The sequence below is a fragment of the Xanthobacter sp. genome, from assembly GCF_041911315.1.
Lineage (GTDB): Bacteria > Pseudomonadota > Alphaproteobacteria > Rhizobiales > Xanthobacteraceae > Xanthobacter > Xanthobacter aminoxidans.
The window spans coordinates 1-18,443 of the sequence record NZ_JAYRPE010000045.1; the positions used below are offsets into that span (position 1 = coordinate 1).

Sequence of the window (18,443 nt, forward strand, 5' to 3'; positions counted from 1 at the left end):
CCTCCACGAGGGCCCGGAAGCGGGCGCCGGCAGGCGCGGCGGGGCGATCGGATGCGACGAGATAGGGCATGTGTCTCTCCTTCAGGCCGCGCGGACGGCGGCGCGACCGCGCGCTTCCAGCGGCACGAACACCTGGTGCTCTGGCCCCACATAATTGGCCGATGGGCGGATGATCTTGTTGTCGGCGCGCTGCTCCAGAATGTGCGCGCTCCAACCCGACGTGCGGGCGATGACGGATATGACCGCACGTGGTCTAGGATTTAAGGGTAACAGCAATCTAAATCGCCCAAATCTGCCGCGTTCCGCGGGCATGGAGACCCCCAAGGCTCAAGTTTCTCTCGTGGCAGCGAAGTTGTTGTCTAGTGCAAGCTTTTGTCGAGGTTTTACATGGGTCAGCCCGGCAGAGTGACGACGGAAAAAGAGGGTGCACATGTGTTGGTTCGCCTCACATGGAATGATCTCCCACCCATCGATCGAGACCGCCGCATCAGAGCATCGGAAGGCCTCGCGAGGCTCATGGCGCGAAAGCTCGACGGCGGTGATTATGCGGTTGGCGAAGGATGGATATCGTTCAGGGTTCCCGATCCCGGAGAGCGCCGGCTTGAGGCGTTTACCAAGCGGATGGAGACTCGTATCGGCGAGATACTGTTCGCCCCGCTTACCCCGAAAGCCGTTGACAGGGCTCTTGGCATCACTCCCAGAGAGCGCATTCGTTGGTACAAGGATGGGCGCCTTCCCACCTGCGGCCGGGAAAAAACCGACCATGGCGACCGCACAATTCAGTTCCCTATGTTTCCATTTGCAAATATCGCCAGCATTCAGGCGAACCCCGAGATTATCTCCGGTTGGAGGGTTCAGGATGCCCTGTAGTGGCTCCCCCTCGCCGAAGTCGTCCCGAAGGCATTCCTCCAATCCAGCCGAGACCCATGTCCACACAGCATTCGATCTCCATTTTCCGATATAAAGATGTCCTTATATGTCGTTGACGTGCTGGCGTTTGGCGCGTACGTTGACCGCGTCGTGGTTCTCTGGGCCGTTTGTGGCACCGGAGCTAAGAGGGAAGCCGGTTTAATGCCGGCGCTGCCCCCGCAACTGTAAGCGGCGAGCTGACGTCCATTCGTGTCACTGGGAGCAATCCTGGGAAGACGGACGACCGGCCGAGACCCGTGAGCCAGGAGACCTGCCCCGACAACATACGTACTCGGGCGGGGTGTCCCGGTGGTGCGCTTGGGTCTCGGCTGGCTCGCGCCCACCGCGCCCTGACGCGGCTGCCATGGCCTTCGCCCATTCAACGGAAGGGTTGAAGAGCCGTGACGACCATCACCACACCACCCCCCGCCATTCCCGTGGCCACGCTCGGGACGCCCCGCATCGGTCCACGCCGGGAGCTGAAGGCGGCGCTTGAAAGCTATTGGGCCGGGAAGACCGGCGACGCGGAGCTGCTGGACGTCTCTGCGTCCCTGCGGGCCGCGAACTGGGCCCGCCAGAAGGCGCGCGGCGTGACCGTGATCCCGTCCAACGACTTCTCTCTCTACGATCAGGTGTTGGACACCAGCGTGATGGTCGGCGCCATTCCGGAAGTCTATGGCTGGCGCGGTGGAAAAGTCCCGCTCTCGGTCTATTTCGCCATGGCCCGGGGCGCTGATGGCGCGGCGTCCGAGGCCTCCTGTGGCCATTCCCATCACCGGGACGGAGGTGCAGGGCAGGGGGCGCCGGCGCAGGAAATGACGAAGTGGTTCGACACCAATTATCATTACATGGTGCCGGAATTCGCTCCGAACCAGACCTTCCAGCTCGCCAGCCTGAAGGCGGTGGACGAGTATCGCGAGGCCAAAGCCCTCGGCTATGAAACCCGGCCGGTACTGCTCGGACCCGTCACCTTCCTGAAGCTCGGCAAGAGCAAGGAGGCGGGCTTCGATCCCCTGAGCCTCCTCGGCAACATCCTGCCGGTCTATGTGGATGTGCTCCGCCGCCTGTCCGCCAACGGCGCCGAGTGGGTGCAGATCGACGAGCCCTGTCTCGTGCTCGATCTCGACGATGCTGCGCGTGACGCCCTGCGGCGTGCTTATGCCTCCATCGCGCACGCTCTGCCCAACCTGAAGATCATGCTCGCCACCTATTTCGGCGCGCTCGGCGACAATCTCGATGCGGCCCTGTCCTTGCCGGTTGCCGGCCTCCATGTGGATCTGGTGCGTGCGCCGGAACAGCTTGAGGCGGTGGTTGAGAAGGCCCGTCCGGGCCTCGTGCTGTCGCTTGGGGCCATCGACGGGCGCAACATCTGGCGTGCGAACCTGCCGGCGCTCGCGGAACGTCTGAAGCGAGTGGTTGCACGGCGCGGCACCGATCATGTGCAGCTTGCTCCCTCATGCTCGCTTCTCCACGTACCGGTGGATCTCGAGCAGGAGACCGATCTCGATCCGGACCTGAAGTCCTGGCTCGCCTTCTCGCTGCAGAAGATGGACGAGCTTGCCGTGCTCTCGGCCGCGCTTTCGGGGGACCGCGTGCGGGTGAAGGACGCGCTGGATGCCTCCGCCGCGGCAGCTGAAGCGCGTCGGACTTCGCCCAAGGTGCACAACGCGGCAGTCGCGGCACGAACCAGCGCGGTCACGGCCGCCATGGCCCGCCGCACGAGCCCGTTCAGCACGCGTGCCGAACTCCAGCGCAAGCGCTTCGGCCTTCCCGCCTTTCCCACCACCACCATCGGCTCATTCCCGCAAACCGCCAAGGTGCGCCAGGCCCGTTCGGCTCATGCCAAGGGTGCGCTCAGCGATGACGCTTACACCCAGTTCCTGCGCGAGGAGACCGCGCGCGCAGTGCGGTGGCAGGAGAACATCGGCCTCGACGTGCTGGTCCACGGCGAGTTCGAACGTAATGACATGGTTCAGTATTTCGGCGAGCAACTCTCCGGTTTCGCCTTCACCAAGCACGGCTGGGTCCAGAGCTACGGTTCACGCTATGTGCGGCCGCCCATCCTGTTCGGCGACGTCGCCCGCCCGGCGCCCATGACCGTGGAGTGGTGGCGCTACGCCCAGTCGCTGACGCAGAAGCCGCTCAAGGGTATGCTCACCGGGCCGGTCACCATCCTCAACTGGTCGTTTGTGCGCAATGACCTTCCGCGCAGCGCTGCATGCCGGCAGATCGCCCTCGCCATCCGCGACGAGGTGGAAGATCTGGAGCAGGCGGGCGCCGCCATGATCCAGATCGACGAGGCGGCCCTGCGCGAGGGACTGCCGCTGCGCCGGAGCCAGTGGGGTGAATATCTCCGGTGGGCGGTGGAGTGCTTCCGTCTGTGCTCGTCCGGCGTCGGCGACCAGACGCAGATCCACACCCACATGTGCTATTCCGAGTTCAACGACATTATCGATGCCATCGGTGCCATGGACGCGGACGTCATCTCCATCGAGACCTCGCGCTCGAAGATGGAGCTGCTCGACGCCTTCCGCAGCTACAAGTACCCGAACGAGATCGGGCCCGGCGTCTACGACATCCATTCCCCCCGCGTGCCCGCCGTCTCCGAAATGACGGATCTGCTGTCCCGTGCCCGCCAGCGGCTGGACGACAGCCAGATCTGGATCAATCCCGATTGCGGCCTGAAGACCCGCAAATGGGAGGAGGTGAAGCCCGCGCTCGTCAACATGGTCGCCGCCGCGCGGGCTATCAGGTCAGCCACGAACTGATCCGAAACAGGCAGGCGCGGGCGGACAGCCTGCGCCTGCCATGAAGGCGCCGCCTGACCACGGGTTGGATCGCGCATCGTTCAAATCCGCCAGCCGGGCGGCGCAGCATACCTAAGGGTCCGTCCTCTGCAGCAGGTGAGCGTTCGAAAGGGTAGTCAGGACTTGCAGGGGGGTCGTCCGGGCTGCTGATGCCTGATCTCGCGTTGCAGACACTCTGGGCAAAGGCAATCCCCTTCGGCCTGCCTGACCTCCAGTTTTGGCAGATCCTGGCACCAGCACCATGAATCGGAACCGGAGGACGCCGATCCGCACGTGAATTCAGCGCCGCATCTTTCGCAGAGCAGCCGACGGATCGGAACGACAACAGGCACGGCATCGCCTCGCGCTTAATCGCGGATCGGCGTCCCAGCGCTGGCAGCCTCTTGAAACTGGGACCGGTGTAACCCGCAGACGATCATATTGCTTCCCATCATGGAAGATGGAAGCTCTATCTCAGAACCTGGTCAGGCCGATGGGCCGGGCGCTGCGCGGCTTCTGCCTGAACGCCCCGGATGCACCGCCGCCCACCTGCGGACGGCGGTGCGAAACCGTTCAGGGTGCAGGGTTTCCGTGCAGTTGGTGCAGGGCGTCGATGCGGTCTTCGATCTCCGGCGTCAGGGTCACGTCGAGCGCGCCGAGATCTTCCTCCAGTTGCGCGAGGGTGGTGGCGCCGATGATGTTGGAGGTCACGAACGGCCGGCTGGTGACGAAGGCGAGGGCGAGCTGGGCGGGCGTCAGGCCCAGCTCGCGGGCGAGGGCTACATAGGCGCGCACCGCTTCTTCCGTGCCGGGCTTCTCGTAACGCTGGGTGCGGTTGAACAGCGTTTTTCGGGCGCCGGCGGGCAGGGCGCCGTCGAGATATTTGCCTGTCAGAAAGCCCTGCGCCAGTGGCGAATAGGCGAGCAGGCCCACGTCCTCGCGCTGGTGGAATTCGGCAAGGCCGGTCTCATAGGTGCGGTTCACGAGGTTGTAAGCGTTCTGCACCGAGGCGACGCGCGGGCCGATGCCCTTTTCCGCTGCGGCGAGGAAGGCGGATAGGCCCCAGGCGGTCTCGTTGGAGAGGCCGACATGGCGCACCTTCCCGGCCTTCACCAAGGCATCGAGGGCGGCCAGCGTCTCCTCCACCGTCACCTCCGGGCCATCACCGCCGCCGCGCGCGCGGGTGGTGGCGCGCTGGCCGAACAGGGGCACGGCGCGATCGGGCCAGTGAAGCTGGTAGAGGTCGATATAGTCGGTGCCGAGGCGCTTCAGCGAGCCTTCGACGGCCTCGGTGATGTTCTTCGCATCAAGCCGCGTGGTGGTGCCGTCGGCGCGGAAATAGGTGGCGTCCGAGCGGCCCACCACCTTGGTGGCGATCACCACCTTGTCGCGGCTGCCGCGCGCCTTCAGCCAGGAGCCGATGATGCGCTCGGTGGCGCCCTGCGTCTCGGCCTTGGGCGGGATAGGATAAAGCTCGGCAGCGTCGATGAGATTGATGCCGCGGTCGCGGGCGATGTCGAGCTGGGCGTGGCCCTCGGCCTCGGTGTTCTGCTCGCCGAACGTCATGGTGCCGAGCGCGATGGACGACACCGTGATGCCGGTGCGCCCGAGGGGGCGATAATCAAGCATGGGGAAATGGAAATCCACAGGAGGGAACGGCGCGGAGGGTGGCTGCGCGGGCTGGCCGCGTCAATGCGGGAACGGAACGCCGTGGCGCTCGGCGATCAGCTCCAGGATGCGGCGGGTGTCGGTGACGAAACGGTAGGTGCCGTAGGCCTGCGCATCCGCCGGGAGGGGCGCCGCGTCGCCTAGGATGAGGACGGGCAGGCCCTGATTGTCCGGCCCGAGCAGCGCCACCACCTCGGCGCGCGGCCGCAGGAAGGAGACGCGCTTCACGGTGATGCGGCTGGCAAGACCCGGATTACTCGCAAGCACCCCCTCGATCTGGTTGCAGTCGGGGCAGAAGAAGCGCCGGCCGGGCTTCTGCGGATCAGTGAAACCGGGGGCGAGGAGGATGAGGAAGTCGCGGCTCATGGGGTGGGGCGTCCGGTGGCAGGGAAAACCTGGGCTGATGAAAAAGGCGGGCCCGCGCGGGTGAGGCGCAGGCCCGTGAGGCGGGGAGGAGGGGAAAAAGGGCGTCAGGCGGTGCCGGCGGTGAAGGCCTCCAGCGGCTCGCCCTCGATGATGGTGGACGGGCGCCCGTCCACACCCACCGGCACATCACCCTTGAGGGTGATGCGGTAGAGCTGGCGGTCGAAGTCGAGCGCATAGATGTCGCGCGGGGCGAGGTGCGCGGTGGTGCGGTTATCCCAGAAAGCGATGGAGCCCGGCCGCCAGCGGAAGCGCACGGTGAATTCCGGCCGCGTGATGTGCTCGAACAGCAGCTCCAGCAGTTGCTGGCTCTCGCGCGGGGTGAGGCCGGTGATGCTCTTGAGGAAAGAGGGGCTGACGAACAGCACCCGCTCGCCCGTCTCCGGGATGACGCGCACCAGAGGATGCTCGCTCACCAGCGGACGGCGGCGGTTCTTCTCCTTGAAGTCGGCCGTGCCGGCCTGCCCCTCGGGCGGGGCGAAGGCGTGGATGCCGCGCAGGGTATCGACGAAGCCGCGCAGGGTGGGGGAGAGCGCCTCATAGGCCACGGCGAGGTTGGTCCAGAAGGTGTCGCCGCCATAGGGCGGGATGGTGACGCCGCGCAGGATGGACGCTGCGGGCGGGTTCACCGCGGCGGTCACGTCCGTGTGCCAGCCGGTCCAGGGGCGGATCAGCGGCTCGCCGGTATGGCGCGTGGCGAAGCGGTCGCGGCCGATGGAATAGACCTGCGGATAGCCTTCCACGAAGCCGAACACGGGATGGCCGATGGTGGGCGCGCCGAAGGCCGAGGCCAGCGCCACATGCTCGGCATGGCTCAGCGGCTGGTCGCGGAAGAACACCACCTTCCACTTCAGCAGCGCGGCGCGGATTTCGTCCACCACTTCCGGCGACGGCGGGCGGGAGAGGTCCGGCGCCTCGATCTCCGCGCCGATGTGGCCGGTGAGGGGATGCACGGCGATGTGGCGCGGCGGCAGGTCGACGAAACCGCCTTCGCTGGAGGAGATGGGCGCGGCGCTCGGCATCGGTTTTCCTTTCCTGATAGGCGGTTGGCGCGGGCGGTGGCCGCACGCGCCGGCGCGCCGGATGGTCCCCGACGCGGGCGGCTCGACAATAATCTATCTTTTTCATCGATTTTATCAAAAAATAATTGACGCCCCGGAGCCGGGCCATATCGTTGGGTCTCGCGATGCCCCCATCGCGCTTCCCGCAGCCAAGGAGACCCGGCATGGCCCCGCCGCCCGCAGACGCATTCCCGTTCCTCGCCCCGCCTCCGCGTCGGGCGGTTCTGAAGGGGCTTCTGGCGGCGGCGTGCGTGATCGCGGCGTCGGCCGGGACGCCGTCATTCGCTGGGGAGACCGAGGTCGCCTCCCAGCCGGTGCGCGGCGGCGTGCTGCGCTTTCTGGTGGAGCACGAACCCTCGACGCTGGTGACCATCGCCCATACGGCGGGGCCGACCCAGCGCGTGTCGCCCAAGGTGACGGAGGGCCTCCTCACCTACGATCTCGACTTCAACCCCAAGCCCGCGCTGGCGACGGAATGGAGCGTGAGCCCCGACGGGCTGACCTACATTTTCAAGCTGCGCGAGGGGGTGAAGTGGCACGACGGGCGGGACTTCACCGCCGATGATGTGGCCTATTCCATCCAGCTCCTGAAGGAAGGCCACCCGCGCGGCCGCGCCACCTTCGCCTCGGTGACGGCGGTGGAGACACCCGATCCGCACACCGCCATCATCCGCCTGTCGAAGCCGGCGCCCTATCTCCTCACTGCTCTCGACGCCAACGAATCGCCCATCGTGGCGAAGCACATCTACGAGGGGACGGATCCGCTCACCAACAAGAACGGCGCGGCGCCCATCGGCACCGGCCCGTTCATCTTCAGGGAATGGGTGCGCGGCAGCCACATCATCCTGGAGCGCAATCCCGATTACTGGGACAAGGGCAAGCCGTATCTGGACCGAATCGTGGTGCGCTTCATCGCCGACCAGAGCGCGCGCTCGGCGGCGTTCGAGGCGGGTGAGCTCGATCTCGCTGGCGGTCCGCCCGTGCCCTATGCGGACCTCGCCCGCGTTTCCGCCTTGCCGGGGCTCGGCGCCGAGACGCGCGGCTATGAATATGCCGGGCGGATGACCCAGCTCTATTTCAACTTCGAGCGGCCCATCCTTCAGGACAAGCGGGTACGCCTCGCCATCGCCCACGCCATCGATCAGCAGAAGCTCCTGGACGTGGTCTATTACGGCTATGGCGCGGTGGCGCCCTCGGTCATCAGCCCCAAGCTGAAGGCCTTCTACGACCCCGCGCTCAAGCCCTACGGCTTTGACCTGAAGGCCGCCAACCGCCTGCTGGACGAGGCCGGCTATCCCCGCAAGGCGGACGGCACACGCTTCGCGCTGAAGCTCTATGCCAACCCCTTCAACACCCAGGCGGCGGGCGATTTCGTGAAGCAGGCGCTGGCGAAGGTCGGCATCGCCGTGGACTTCCAGTTCTTCGATTTCTCCACCTACATCCAGAAGGCCTATACCGGCCGAGACTTCGATCTCACGCTCGAATCCTTGCAGAACCTGTTCGACCCCACCCTTGGCGTACAGCGCACCCTGTGGTCGAAGAATTTCCGAGTGGGCCTGCCCTTCTCCAACGCCTCCCACTACGCCAACCCGGAGGTGGACCGGCTGCTGGAGGCGGCGGCCATCGAGCCGGACCCGGCCAAGCGCCGCCAGCTATGGCTCGATTTCCAGAAGGTGGTCTACGCGGACGTCGCCGCCCTCGGCCTCATCGCTGTCGATGGCGTCACCATCTTCAACCGGAAGGTGAAGAACCATACCATCGGCGTCACCGGCGTCGATGCCTCCTTCGCCGACGTGTGGATCGAGAAATGACCATGCGCCGTCTGCCCCGCATCCTGAAAGCCGTGCGGCGCACGGCGCTGCAGGCGGTGCCGACCGTCATCGGCATTCTCATCCTCAACTTCTTCCTGTTGCGGCTGACGCCGGGCGATGCGGCCGACGCATTGGCCGGCGAGGCGGGCGCGGCGACGGTGGAGACGCTTGCCGCGCTGAAATCCAAGTTCGGGCTGGATCTGCCGGTGGCGGAACAGCTCGGCGGCTATCTCTGGAACCTCGCCCATTTCAGCCTCGGCGTCTCGCCGCGCTACAACCAGCCGGTGGCGGAGCTGATCGCCGCGCGGCTGCCCAACACACTGAGCCTGATGGGCCTCGCCCTCGTCTTCGCGCTCCTCATCGGCATCACGCTCGGCGCGCTCATGGCGACGTTCGCCGGGCGGCCCACGGACCGGGTGCTGAGCGTCCTCGCGTTGCTGTTCTATTCCATCCCGAGCTTCTGGATCGGGCTGATGCTCATCGTTCTGTTCTCGGTGAAGCTCGGCTGGCTGCCCACCGGCGGGGCCGAGACCATCGGCGCGAACCTCACCGGCTGGGAGGCGGTGCTGGACCGGGCGCGCTACCAGATCCTGCCGGCGCTCTCCCTCGCCCTCTTTTATGTGGCCATTTACGCCCGCCTCACCCGCGACGACATGATCGAGGTGCGCACGCAGGACCATGTGCGCACGGCCCGTGCCAAGGGCCTCTCGCCCTTCGCCGTCACCCGCGATCACGTGCTGCGGAACGCGCTCATCCCCGTCACCACCATGGCCGGCATCCACCTCGCCGGCCTCATGGGCGGGGCGGTGGTGGTGGAGACCGTGTTCAGCTGGCCCGGCCTCGGCCGGCTCGCCTACGAGGCGGTAATGGGGCGGGACTTTCACGTGCTGCTCGGCATCCTGCTCCTGTCGTCGCTGCTGGTGGTGGCGGTGAACGCGGCCATCGACATCCTCCAAGCGGCGCTCGATCCGCGCATCGAGGTGCGCTGATGCACGGCACCGACACCTTCCCCAGCGGCGGCCTCGCCGCAAACCCCCGCGCATCCGACGCCGAGGACCGCGCGGCGGCCGCGGCGCTGGGCGCCGAGCGCGCTCAAGCCGCGCAGCCTGAGCCGGATTTCTGGCCCAACGTCCATGCGCCGGATGCTGCCCGCACTGTGACGGCGGACGTGGCGCGGCTGGCACCCGTTGGCCGGCGCCATGCGCTGCTCGTGTTCCTCTCCAATCCCACGGCGGTGGCGGGCCTCCTCATCCTCGCCGTCGTGGTGGGGGCGGCGCTGGCTGCCCCCGTGCTCTTCCCCGACGATCCGCTGGAGATGGCGGGCCGGCCGCTCCAGTGGCCGGGCCAGAACCCGCGCTTTCCGCTGGGCACCGACGCGCTGGGGCGCGACGTGCTGGCCGGGCTCGTCCACGGCGCGCGGGTGAGCCTGCTGGTGGGGGCCTCCGCGACATTGGCGGGGCTCCTCGCCGGCATTCTGGTGGGCGCCACGGCGGGCTATTTCGGCGGCGTGGTGGACGATGTGCTCTCCAAACTCATCGAGATTTTCCAGACGGTGCCGGGCTTCATCCTGCTCATCGTGCTGGTGGCCATCGCCCAGCCCTCGGTGCCAGCTATCGCGCTCGCCATCGCGGCGGTGTCGTGGCCGCAGGTGGCGCGCCTCGTGCGGGCACAGTTTCGCGCCATCAAGGAGAAGGATTTCGTCGCCGCCGCGCGGGCGCTGGGCTTCGGGCATGGGCGCATCATTTTCCGCGAGATCCTGCCCAATGCCCTGCCGCCGGTCATCGTGCTCGCCTCGGTCACGGTGGCCACCGCCATCCTCATGGAAAGCGCGCTCTCCTTCATGGGGCTGGGCGATCCCAACGTGGTGAGCTGGGGCTCCATGATCGGCACCGGCCGCGACCTCCTGCGCACGGCGTGGTTCCTCAGCGCCATCCCCGGCGTTGCCATCGTGCTCACCGTGCTGTCGCTGAACCTGATCGGCGACGGCCTCAACGAGGCGCTCAATCCGCGCCGCGGCGGGGAGGGGTGAATGGCGCCGCTCATTGACGTGCGCGACCTCTCCATCGCCTTCCCGCGCGCCACCCCGGTGCGCGGTCTCTCCCTTACGGTCGCGTCGGGCGAGACCGTGGCGCTGGTGGGGGAGAGCGGATCGGGCAAGTCGCTCACCGCGCTCGCCTTGATGCGCCTCCTGCCCGACGCCGCCCGCATCGCCTCCGGCGAAATCCTGTTCCGGGGCCGCGATGGCGCCGTGACCGACCTCGCGCGGCTGGAGGATCGCGCCCTGCGGCGGGTGCGCGGACGGGACATCGCCATGGTGTTCCAGGAGCCCATGACCTCGCTGAACCCGGTGCTCTCCATCGGCCAGCAGGTGGCCGAGGTGGTGCGGCTGCACGAGGGCCTGTCCCGCCGCGCCGCCTTTGCCCGCGCGGTGGAACTGCTCGACCTCGTGCGCATCCCCGAGCCTGCACGGCGCGCGGGGGACTATCCCCACGAACTCTCCGGCGGCATGCGCCAGAGGGTGATGATCGCCATCGCGGTCGCCTGCGCCCCGCGCCTGCTCATCGCCGACGAGCCCACCACGGCGCTGGACGTGACCATTCAGGCGCAGGTGCTGGACCTGCTCGACGCCCTGCGCCGCGACCTCTCCATGGGCCTCCTGCTCATCACCCACGACCTCGGCGTGGTGGCCGAATGGGCCGACCGGGTGGCGGTGATGTATGCCGGCCGCAAGGTGGAGGACGCGCCCTTCGAAACCCTGTTCGGCGCGCCGCTCCATCCCTACACGCGTGGCCTGCTCGCGGCCTCGCCCCGGCTTGATGCCGGCCAGCACTATTCGGCCGGCGCGCTCGCCGAGATCGCCGGCTCCATCGCCTCGGCGGCGGGGGAGGAGGGCTGCGCCTTCGCCCCGCGCTGCCCGAACGCGCGGGCACTGTGCCGCGCCGCCGTGCCGGCCCTTGATGCGGTCGCGCCCGGCCATCTCGTCGCCTGCCCCGTCACCACGTCGGAAGCACAAAGGGAGGCGCGCCATGCCCTTGCTGTCGGTTGAGAACCTGCACGCCGGCTACGAGTCCGGCGGGCGCGTGCTGCGCGCGGTGGATGGCGTGTCCTTCGCCGTGGCGCCGGGGGAGACGGTGGGTCTCGTGGGCGAGAGCGGCTGCGGCAAGTCCTCCCTCGCCAAGGTCATCATGCGCCTCGTGTCCCCCGCCTCTGGGCGGGTGGTGTTCGACGGGGTGGACGTGGGCGGCCTTCAAGGCGCGCCGCTGAAGGCCTATCGCCGGCAGGCGCAGATCGTGTTTCAGGACCCGTTCGCCTCGCTCAATCCGCGCCAGTCCATCGCCGACATCCTCACAGCGCCTCTGGCGGTGCACGGCCTCGTGCCGCGCCGCGAGCGGCTCAAGGCGGCGGGGGACGCGCTGGAGCGGGTGGGGCTGCCGCGCGAGGCGCTGTCGCGCTATCCGCACGAATTCTCCGGCGGCCAGCGCCAGCGGCTCGGCATCGCCCGCGCGCTCATCCTCGCGCCGCGCCTCGTCATCTGCGACGAGCCAGTGTCGGCCCTCGACCTCTCCATCCAGGCGCAGATCCTGAACCTCTTGGCGCGGCTGAAGGCGGAGCTGGGGCTCTCCTATCTCTTCATCTCCCACGATCTGTCGGTGGTGCGCTATTTCGCCGACCGGGTGCTGGTGATGTATCTCGGCCGCATCGTGGAGACGGGCTCCTGGCAGTCCATCTTCGCCCGCCCGCTCCATCCGTACACCCGCGCGCTGATCGAGGCCGTGCCGACGCCTGGGCGGCGGCGCCATGCCGCCCCGCTCTCCGGCGATCTGCCGAGCGCGCGCAACGTGCCGCCCGGCTGCCGCTTCCATCCGCGCTGCCCGCTGGCGACGCCCCTCTGCACCCAATCCGACCCCGCGCTGCGCCCCCTCGGGGCCGGCCGTGCCGTCGCCTGCCATCACGCGCCTGAAGACGCGCTTCACTGAGGATTTCGCCCATGACCGCCCATGTGACCGCGCACGCCTTTCCGAAAGCCCCCGTGACGCCGCCGGAGTATCGCTATCTGGGTCGGAGCGGCCTGAAGGTGCCGAAACTGGCGCTCGGCACCATGATGTTCGGCGGGCCGACGGACGAGGCCACGTCCCACCGCATCATCCACAAGGCGAAGGAGCAGGGCTTCTTCTTCCTCGACACGGCGGATGCCTATCAGAACGGGCGCACCGAGGAGATCGTCGGCCGCGCGGTGAAGGGCGATCGGGATGCCTATGTGCTCGCCACCAAGTTCGCCAATCCCGGCGGCGCGGGGCCGAACCGGCAGGGCATCTCGCGCAAGTGGATCATCGAGGCGGCGGAGGCGAGCCTGAAGCGGCTCGGCACCGACTACATCGACATCCTCTATTTCCACCGCGCCATCTTCGACGCGCCACTCGGCGAGGCGGTGCGGGCGGTGGCGGACCTCGTGCGGGCGGGGAAGGTGCGCTATTTCGGCGTCTCCAACTTCCGCGGCTGGCGCATCGCCGAGGTGGCGCATTTTGCCGACGCGTTCGGCATCGACCGGCCCGTCGCCAGCCAGCCGCTCTACAACATCGTGGACCGTACGGCGGAGGTCGAGCAGCTTCCCGCGGCCCACCATTACGGCCTCGGTGTCGTCACCTATTCGCCGCTGGCGCGCGGCGTGCTCACCGGCAAATACGCCCCCGGCGTCGCGCCGGCGGCGGACAGCCGGGCAGGGCGGGGCGACCGGCGCATTCTGGAGACCGAGTGGCGCGCGGAATCCATCGACATCGCAGAGGCCATCGCCCGCCATGCGGCCGAGGCCGGGATTCCGGCGGCGACCTTTGCCCTGTCCTGGGTGCTGAACAACAGCCTCGTCACCTCGGCCATTGCCGGGCCGCGCACGGCCGCCCAGTGGGACGATTACGTCGCCGCCCTCGACTACGGCTTCACCGCCGCCGATGAGGCGCTGGTGGCCTCCCTCGTGCCGGACGGTCACGTCTCCACGAAATTCTACACCGACCCCAGCCACCCGGTGGAAGGCCGCGCGCCCCACACCGGCGGCGGCGATGCGGCGGCGCGGGTGCAGGAGCGCGCGCAAGAACGCGTTGCTTCGCGCGTCGCCGCCCGCGTCGGCTGAGCCAACCCAATGTTCTGCCCCTTCACGCCTTGAGCGATCAAAGGAGAGATCCCAATGGCAGTCCCATCGTCCCACGCCACGCGGCGGCAGCTCGTCCTCAATCTGTTCATCTATCCCGGCGCGCGGCCGGAGCGGCTGCTGGACATCACCTTCTATCAGGACCTCGCCCGCTCGGCCGAGGCGGCGAAGCTGGATGCGGTGTTCTTCGCCGACGGGCCGGCGCAGGTGGACAACATCCGCTACGCCTCGCGCTTCCGCCTGGAACCCTTGACCTGGCTCTCGGCCATCGCCGCCGCCACCACCCATATCGGCCTCATCGGCACGGCCTCCACCACCTATTACGAGCCCTACAATCTCGCCCGGCTGTACGCCTCGCTGGACCATCTCTCCGGCGGGCGCGCGGGCTGGAACATCGTCACCACCGCCGTCCCCCAGGCGTCCGCCAATTTCGGCCTCGCCGAGACGCCGAGCCATGCCGAGCGCTATGCCCGCGCGGCCGAGTTCGTGGACGTGGTGACCAAGCTCTGGGACAGCTGGGAGGACGACGCCCTCGTGGCCGATCCCGTCTCCGACCTGTTCGCGGATGACAGCAAGATGCACCCCATCGAGCATGTGGGCCGGCACTACCGGGTGAAGGGCGCGCTCAACTCCCCGCGCCCGCCGCAGGGCCGTCCGGTCTATGTGCAGGCGGGCTCCTCCGACGACGGGCGCTCCTTCGCTGCGCGCTATGCGGAAGCCATCTTCACCGCGCACCAGACGGTGGAGAGCGCCAAGGCCTTCTACGCCGACATCAAGAAGCAGGCGGCGGGGCTCGGGCGCAATCCGGACCATGTGAAGATCCTGCCCGGCATCAGCCCCTATATCGGCTCCACCGAGGCGGAAGCGCGCCAACTGCACGAGGCGTTCAGCGACCTCATCCAGCCGGAATATTCCATCTCCCAGCTGAAGCAGATCACCGGCGTGGACTTCTCCGGCCACCCCCTCAATGCGGTGGTGGAGCTGGACGCCTTCAAGGATGCCAGCCCCGCCAAGCTCGTGGCCAGCCGCTTCCAATTGGTGGTGGACATCGTGCGGCGGGAGAAGCCGACGCTGCGCCAGCTCATCGATCGCCTCGCCGGGGCGCGCGGCCATTACGTGGTGGTGGGCACGCCGGAGAAGGTCGCCGACGAGATCCAGCATTGGTTCGAGAGCGGTGCGGCGGATGGCTTCAACGTGATGCCGCCCTGGTACGCCGCCGGGTTCGATCTCTTCGCCTCGCAGGTGGTGCCCATCCTGCGCAAGCGCGGGCTGTTCCGCGCGGAATACACCGGCCGGACGCTGCGCGAGCACTATGGCCTGCCGCGGCCGCAGAGCCAGTTCGCCGAGGCGGCACGCGCCACCGCCTGAGGCATTCCCGATCCCTTCGTGCCGGCGCTCCCCTGGCGACGACACGGATCCGGCCCCTTCTCCGGTCGCTCGGGGAAGGGGCCGGGGCTATTTCCGTTCTCCCGCGAGGTCCGTCATGTCCGCACTTCCGTCCGTTGCCGCCGCTCCTCTCCTGCGCGGCCCGCTCGACTTTCCCGACAGCCCGCTCTCCCGCTCGGCCCGCCAGCCCTTGATGCTGGGGCTGTTCCTGAACCTTCAGGACATCCACTTTTCCGACCATCCCACCAGCAACAGCTGGACCTACGACTACAATTCCGCCCTCGTGGAGAAGGCCGACGCGCTGGGCTTCGACATCGCCTTCTCCCGCACCCAGTGGCTGCCCAAGGGCGGCTATGACGGGGAAGCCTCGCTGGACAGCTTCGTGGCCCTCGGCGCCATGGCGGCGACCACGAAGAACATTCTCCTCATCTCCACGCTCCATGTGCTCTACGGCCCGTGGCACCCGCTGCACATCGCCAAGATCGGCGCCACCTTCGATCACATCTCCAAGGGGCGCTGGGGCATCAATATCGTCACCGGCCACCGCGCCATCGAGCACGAGATGTTCGGCTGGAACCGCATCGAGCATGATCGCCGCTACGACATGACAGGCGAACTGTTCGACGTGCTCCACCGCCTGTGGAGCGACAGCGAGAACTATTCCGTCGAAGGCCGGCTGAACCCGTGGAAGATCGTCAACGGCTACATCACGCCGAAGCCGCTCTATGGCCGGCCCATCCTCGTCACGGCGACGGGCTCGGACGCCGGTATCGACTTCGCGGCGGGGCACTCGGACCTGCTGTTCATCACCTCCCCGGGCGGCGCGCACATCGACAGCGCGCTGGAGACGCTGCCGGCCCACGTCGCCGCCATCAAGGCGCGGGCGCGGGCGAAGGGGCGGGAGGTGAAGGCCATCATCAACCCCATCATCGTGAGCCGTGCGACTTCAGCCGAGGCGCACGACTATGCCCGAGCCATCGCCGCCGGGGTGCCGGCACCCACCCACACCTCCTTCGGCCATCGCGGCTATGACAGCGATGCTGTGGCCTGGCTCGGCCGGCGCGATGCGACGCACAAACAGGGGCTCAATCTCGGCGGCAACATCGAGATCATCGGCTCGCCGGAAGAAGTCGTGGACCAGCTCGCCGCACTGAAGCGCACCGGCATCGACGGCGTGCAGCTCAACTTCTATGACTTCGCCGCCGACCTCGACCATTTCGCCACGGCCATCCTGCCGTTGCTGAAGCAGGCCGGCCTGAGGCTGTGACCCTTTCCGCACCAGAGGATTTGCCATGACCGTTGCCGTCCCGCCGCGCCAGAGCGAGCATCCTGTCGAGCCGTTGTTCCTGGAGCGCTGGTCGCCCCGCGCCTTCACTGGGGAGGAGATTCCGCAGGCCGAACTCAACTCCATCTTCGAGGCGGCGCGCTGGGCGCCTTCGAGCTTCAATTCGCAGCCCTGGCGCTTCCTCTATGCCCGCCGGGGCACGCCCGCGTTCGACCCTTTCCTGAGCCTGCTCGTGCCGTTCAACCAGCAGTGGGCGCAGAATGCGGCGGTGCTCGTCTTCGTCGTTTCGGCCCGCAGCTTCGTGCGGCCGGGGACGAGCGAGCCGGTGCCGGCGCGCAGCCATTCCTTCGATGCGGGCGCGGCCTGGGCGAACCTCGCCTTGCAGGCGACGAAGCTCGGCTGGCACGCCCACGGCATGGGCGGCTTCGATGGGGAGAAGGCCCGCACGGAGCTGAAGGTGCCTGAGGACTACGAGGTGGAGATCGCCGTCGCGCTGGGCCGTCGCGGCGACAAGTCCCTGCTGCCGGAGAGCTTCCACAAGGGCGAGACGCCAAGCGGCCGCCGCCCGCTCGCCGAGACCGTGTTCGAGGGCGCCTTCCCGGCGGCATGACCCCGTAAAAAGCAAATGGCCCCGCCGTTAAGGCGGGGCCATTGGTGCGCGGCGGGAGACGCCGGATCAGAAAAAGCCTTTGGCCGGCAGCGGCGTGCCCTTCACCAGCAGTTCGCCGATGGCCTTCGCCTTGTAGCTCGACGGATTGTGCGAGGCGATGGTGCGGGCGTTGCGCCAGTGGCGGTCGAGGTTGACGGCCCGCTCGGTGGCCGAGGCGCCGCCGGTCTCGAACAGCAGCGCGCCGGACTTCAGCGCGAGATCATCCACCACCAGCTTCGCCTGCGCCGCCGCCTTCGCGGCCTCGGCGGCGAGGGCCTCGGCGGTCTCGTCCCGGTCGCGGGCATCGCTCACGCGGTCCAGCGCTTCGGCTGCCGCGAGGATCACAGCCTCGGCCGCGAAGGCGTGGGCCGCGAGCTGCCCCACCGCCTGCTGCAGGAAGGGGTCGTCAGCCGGGGTGGGCACCGGCGCATAATAGAAGCTGCGCTTGCGCCGCTTCACCAGCGCGATGGCATCCTCCAGCGCGCCGCGGGTGATGCCGGCCACCACGGTGGTGAGGAAGAGCTGCGCCTGCGTGTTGGAATAGGCGAGGCCGTAGCCCCGGCTAGGCGTGTCGAACACTGCTTCGTCCGCCTCCACCCGTACATTGTGGAAGCGCGTGGTGCCGGATGCGGTGAGGCGCTGGCCGGCGCCATCCCAGTCGTCGACGATCTCGATGCCCTCGCGCCGCGTGGGAATGATGACCGCCGCCAGCCGCCCGTCCGCCGTCGCCGCGCGGATGAGCATGGAATCGGCGAAGAGCGTGCCCGTGCTGTAATATTTGACGCCGTCGAGGCGGAAGCCGTCGCCATCGGGATCAAGCTTCGTGTCGGGCGCGAAGCCGCCGGCCGGGTTCGAGCCCGCTTCGGTGGAGGCGAGGCCGAAGAGGGTGCCGGCCGCCACCTCCGCCTGCCAGGCCCGGCCCTTCGCATCATAGGGCCGGCGAGCGAATTGCTCGGCTACGGTGAAGTGGTTGCGGAAGATGTGCGCCACGTTGGCGTCGGCCGCCGCGAGGTCCAGCGCCAATTTGTAGGTCTGGCGGAAGGTCGCGCCCGCCCCGCCATCGGCCTCTGCCAGCCGCAGCGCGCCGAAGCCGGCCTGCTTCAGCAGATCCACCGCCTCGAACGGCAGCACCCGGTCGCGCTCGCGCACGCTGGAGCCGGCACCGATCTCCGCGAAGAGGTCGCGCCAGTCGGCGGGATCGGCCGAGCGGCGGCTGGAGGGCGCGACAGGGGGGAGGGGGATGACGGGTTTGTTCATGGCGGTTCCCGGCGTCGAAAGGGGCATGACGAAAAGGGATAGACACTGCGGCCTCGGTGTGCAAA

General features: G+C 68.0%; 16 protein-coding genes, 1 pseudogene and 1 riboswitch. Of the genes and pseudogenes, 11 read left to right on the forward strand and 6 right to left on the reverse strand.

From position 1 onward, the window contains the following. Positions 1 to 81: 81 nt before the first annotated feature. A pseudogene (locus ACE3QW_RS13700) lies at positions 82 to 234 on the reverse strand (citrate/2-methylcitrate synthase); the annotation flags it as partial. Between the two features lie 153 nt (positions 235 to 387). Between ACE3QW_RS13700 and ACE3QW_RS13705 the strand changes: the two are divergent. Next, the gene (locus ACE3QW_RS13705; protein ID WP_250167576.1) at positions 388 to 870 is read left to right on the forward strand and encodes a hypothetical protein; all 483 of its coding nucleotides are present in this window, start codon (positions 388 to 390) and stop codon (positions 868 to 870) included. A gap of 134 nt (positions 871 to 1,004) precedes the next feature. Beyond that, a riboswitch (cobalamin riboswitch) is annotated at positions 1,005 to 1,203 on the forward strand. A gap of 116 nt (positions 1,204 to 1,319) precedes the next feature. Next, positions 1,320 to 3,677 carry a 5-methyltetrahydropteroyltriglutamate--homocysteine S-methyltransferase gene (gene metE, locus ACE3QW_RS13710; RefSeq protein ID WP_374251916.1) on the forward strand — a complete coding sequence of 786 codons (2,358 nt, stop codon included), beginning with the start codon at positions 1,320 to 1,322 and terminating at the stop codon, positions 3,675 to 3,677. A 155-nt stretch (positions 3,678 to 3,832) separates the two neighbouring features. Here metE and ACE3QW_RS13715 read toward each other — a convergent pair whose 3' ends face one another. From ACE3QW_RS13715 to ACE3QW_RS13730, 4 genes are all read right to left on the reverse strand, one after another. Further along, a complete protein-coding gene (locus tag ACE3QW_RS13715) occupies positions 3,833 to 4,048 on the reverse strand; it encodes a cysteine-rich CWC family protein (protein ID WP_374251879.1) in 216 nt (71 codons plus the stop codon). A 220-nt stretch (positions 4,049 to 4,268) separates the two neighbouring features. Next, positions 4,269 to 5,324: an aldo/keto reductase gene (locus ACE3QW_RS13720; RefSeq protein WP_374251880.1), complete on the reverse strand. Its 1,056-nt coding sequence runs from the start codon at positions 5,322 to 5,324 to the stop codon at positions 4,269 to 4,271. Between the two features lie 60 nt (positions 5,325 to 5,384). After that, a complete protein-coding gene (locus tag ACE3QW_RS13725; protein ID WP_374251881.1) occupies positions 5,385 to 5,729 on the reverse strand; it encodes a DUF3088 domain-containing protein in 345 nt (114 codons plus the stop codon). Between the two features lie 104 nt (positions 5,730 to 5,833). Next, positions 5,834 to 6,808 carry a TauD/TfdA dioxygenase family protein gene (locus ACE3QW_RS13730; RefSeq protein ID WP_374251882.1) on the reverse strand — a complete coding sequence of 325 codons (975 nt, stop codon included), beginning with the start codon at positions 6,806 to 6,808 and terminating at the stop codon, positions 5,834 to 5,836. Between the two features lie 203 nt (positions 6,809 to 7,011). Here ACE3QW_RS13730 and ACE3QW_RS13735 point away from each other — a divergent pair, with 203 nt between their 5' ends. The 9 genes from ACE3QW_RS13735 to ACE3QW_RS13775 all read left to right on the forward strand — a co-directional run bounded on the left by ACE3QW_RS13735 (position 7,012) and on the right by ACE3QW_RS13775 (position 17,082). Further along, a complete protein-coding gene (locus ACE3QW_RS13735; RefSeq protein ID WP_374251883.1) occupies positions 7,012 to 8,658 on the forward strand; it encodes an ABC transporter substrate-binding protein in 1,647 nt (548 codons plus the stop codon). Positions 8,659 to 8,660: 2 nt separating this feature from the next. After that, a complete protein-coding gene (locus tag ACE3QW_RS13740; protein WP_374251917.1) occupies positions 8,661 to 9,647 on the forward strand; it encodes an ABC transporter permease in 987 nt (328 codons plus the stop codon). Beyond that, positions 9,647 to 10,687, forward strand: a complete 1,041-nt coding sequence (locus ACE3QW_RS13745) for an ABC transporter permease (protein WP_374251884.1) — start codon at positions 9,647 to 9,649, stop codon at positions 10,685 to 10,687. The genes ACE3QW_RS13740 and ACE3QW_RS13745 overlap by 1 nt, the downstream gene beginning before the upstream one ends. Further along, positions 10,688 to 11,704 (forward strand): ABC transporter ATP-binding protein, encoded by a 1,017-nt coding sequence (locus ACE3QW_RS13750; protein ID WP_374251885.1) that lies wholly within the window; start codon positions 10,688 to 10,690, stop codon positions 11,702 to 11,704. Continuing rightward, positions 11,685 to 12,635 (forward strand): ABC transporter ATP-binding protein, encoded by a 951-nt coding sequence (locus tag ACE3QW_RS13755; RefSeq protein ID WP_374251886.1) that lies wholly within the window; start codon positions 11,685 to 11,687, stop codon positions 12,633 to 12,635. The genes ACE3QW_RS13750 and ACE3QW_RS13755 overlap by 20 nt, the downstream gene beginning before the upstream one ends. An 11-nt stretch (positions 12,636 to 12,646) precedes the next feature. Further along, positions 12,647 to 13,783 carry an aldo/keto reductase gene (locus ACE3QW_RS13760; RefSeq protein ID WP_374251887.1) on the forward strand — a complete coding sequence of 379 codons (1,137 nt, stop codon included), beginning with the start codon at positions 12,647 to 12,649 and terminating at the stop codon, positions 13,781 to 13,783. A gap of 54 nt (positions 13,784 to 13,837) precedes the next feature. Further along, on the forward strand, positions 13,838 to 15,169 hold the full coding sequence (locus ACE3QW_RS13765; RefSeq protein WP_374251888.1) for an LLM class flavin-dependent oxidoreductase: 1,332 nt from the start codon (positions 13,838 to 13,840) through the stop codon (positions 15,167 to 15,169). Between the two features lie 115 nt (positions 15,170 to 15,284). After that, entirely contained in the window at positions 15,285 to 16,454 is a 1,170-nt protein-coding gene (locus tag ACE3QW_RS13770) for an LLM class flavin-dependent oxidoreductase (RefSeq protein WP_374251889.1), read from the forward strand. Positions 16,455 to 16,479: 25 nt separating this feature from the next. Further along, a complete protein-coding gene (locus tag ACE3QW_RS13775) occupies positions 16,480 to 17,082 on the forward strand; it encodes a nitroreductase family protein (protein WP_374251890.1) in 603 nt (200 codons plus the stop codon). Between the two features lie 66 nt (positions 17,083 to 17,148). Here the strand turns inward: ACE3QW_RS13775 and ACE3QW_RS13780 are convergent, their stop codons facing one another. Further along, positions 17,149 to 18,378 (reverse strand): acyl-CoA dehydrogenase, encoded by a 1,230-nt coding sequence (locus ACE3QW_RS13780; RefSeq protein WP_374251891.1) that lies wholly within the window; start codon positions 18,376 to 18,378, stop codon positions 17,149 to 17,151. Positions 18,379 to 18,443: the final 65 nt, after the last annotated feature.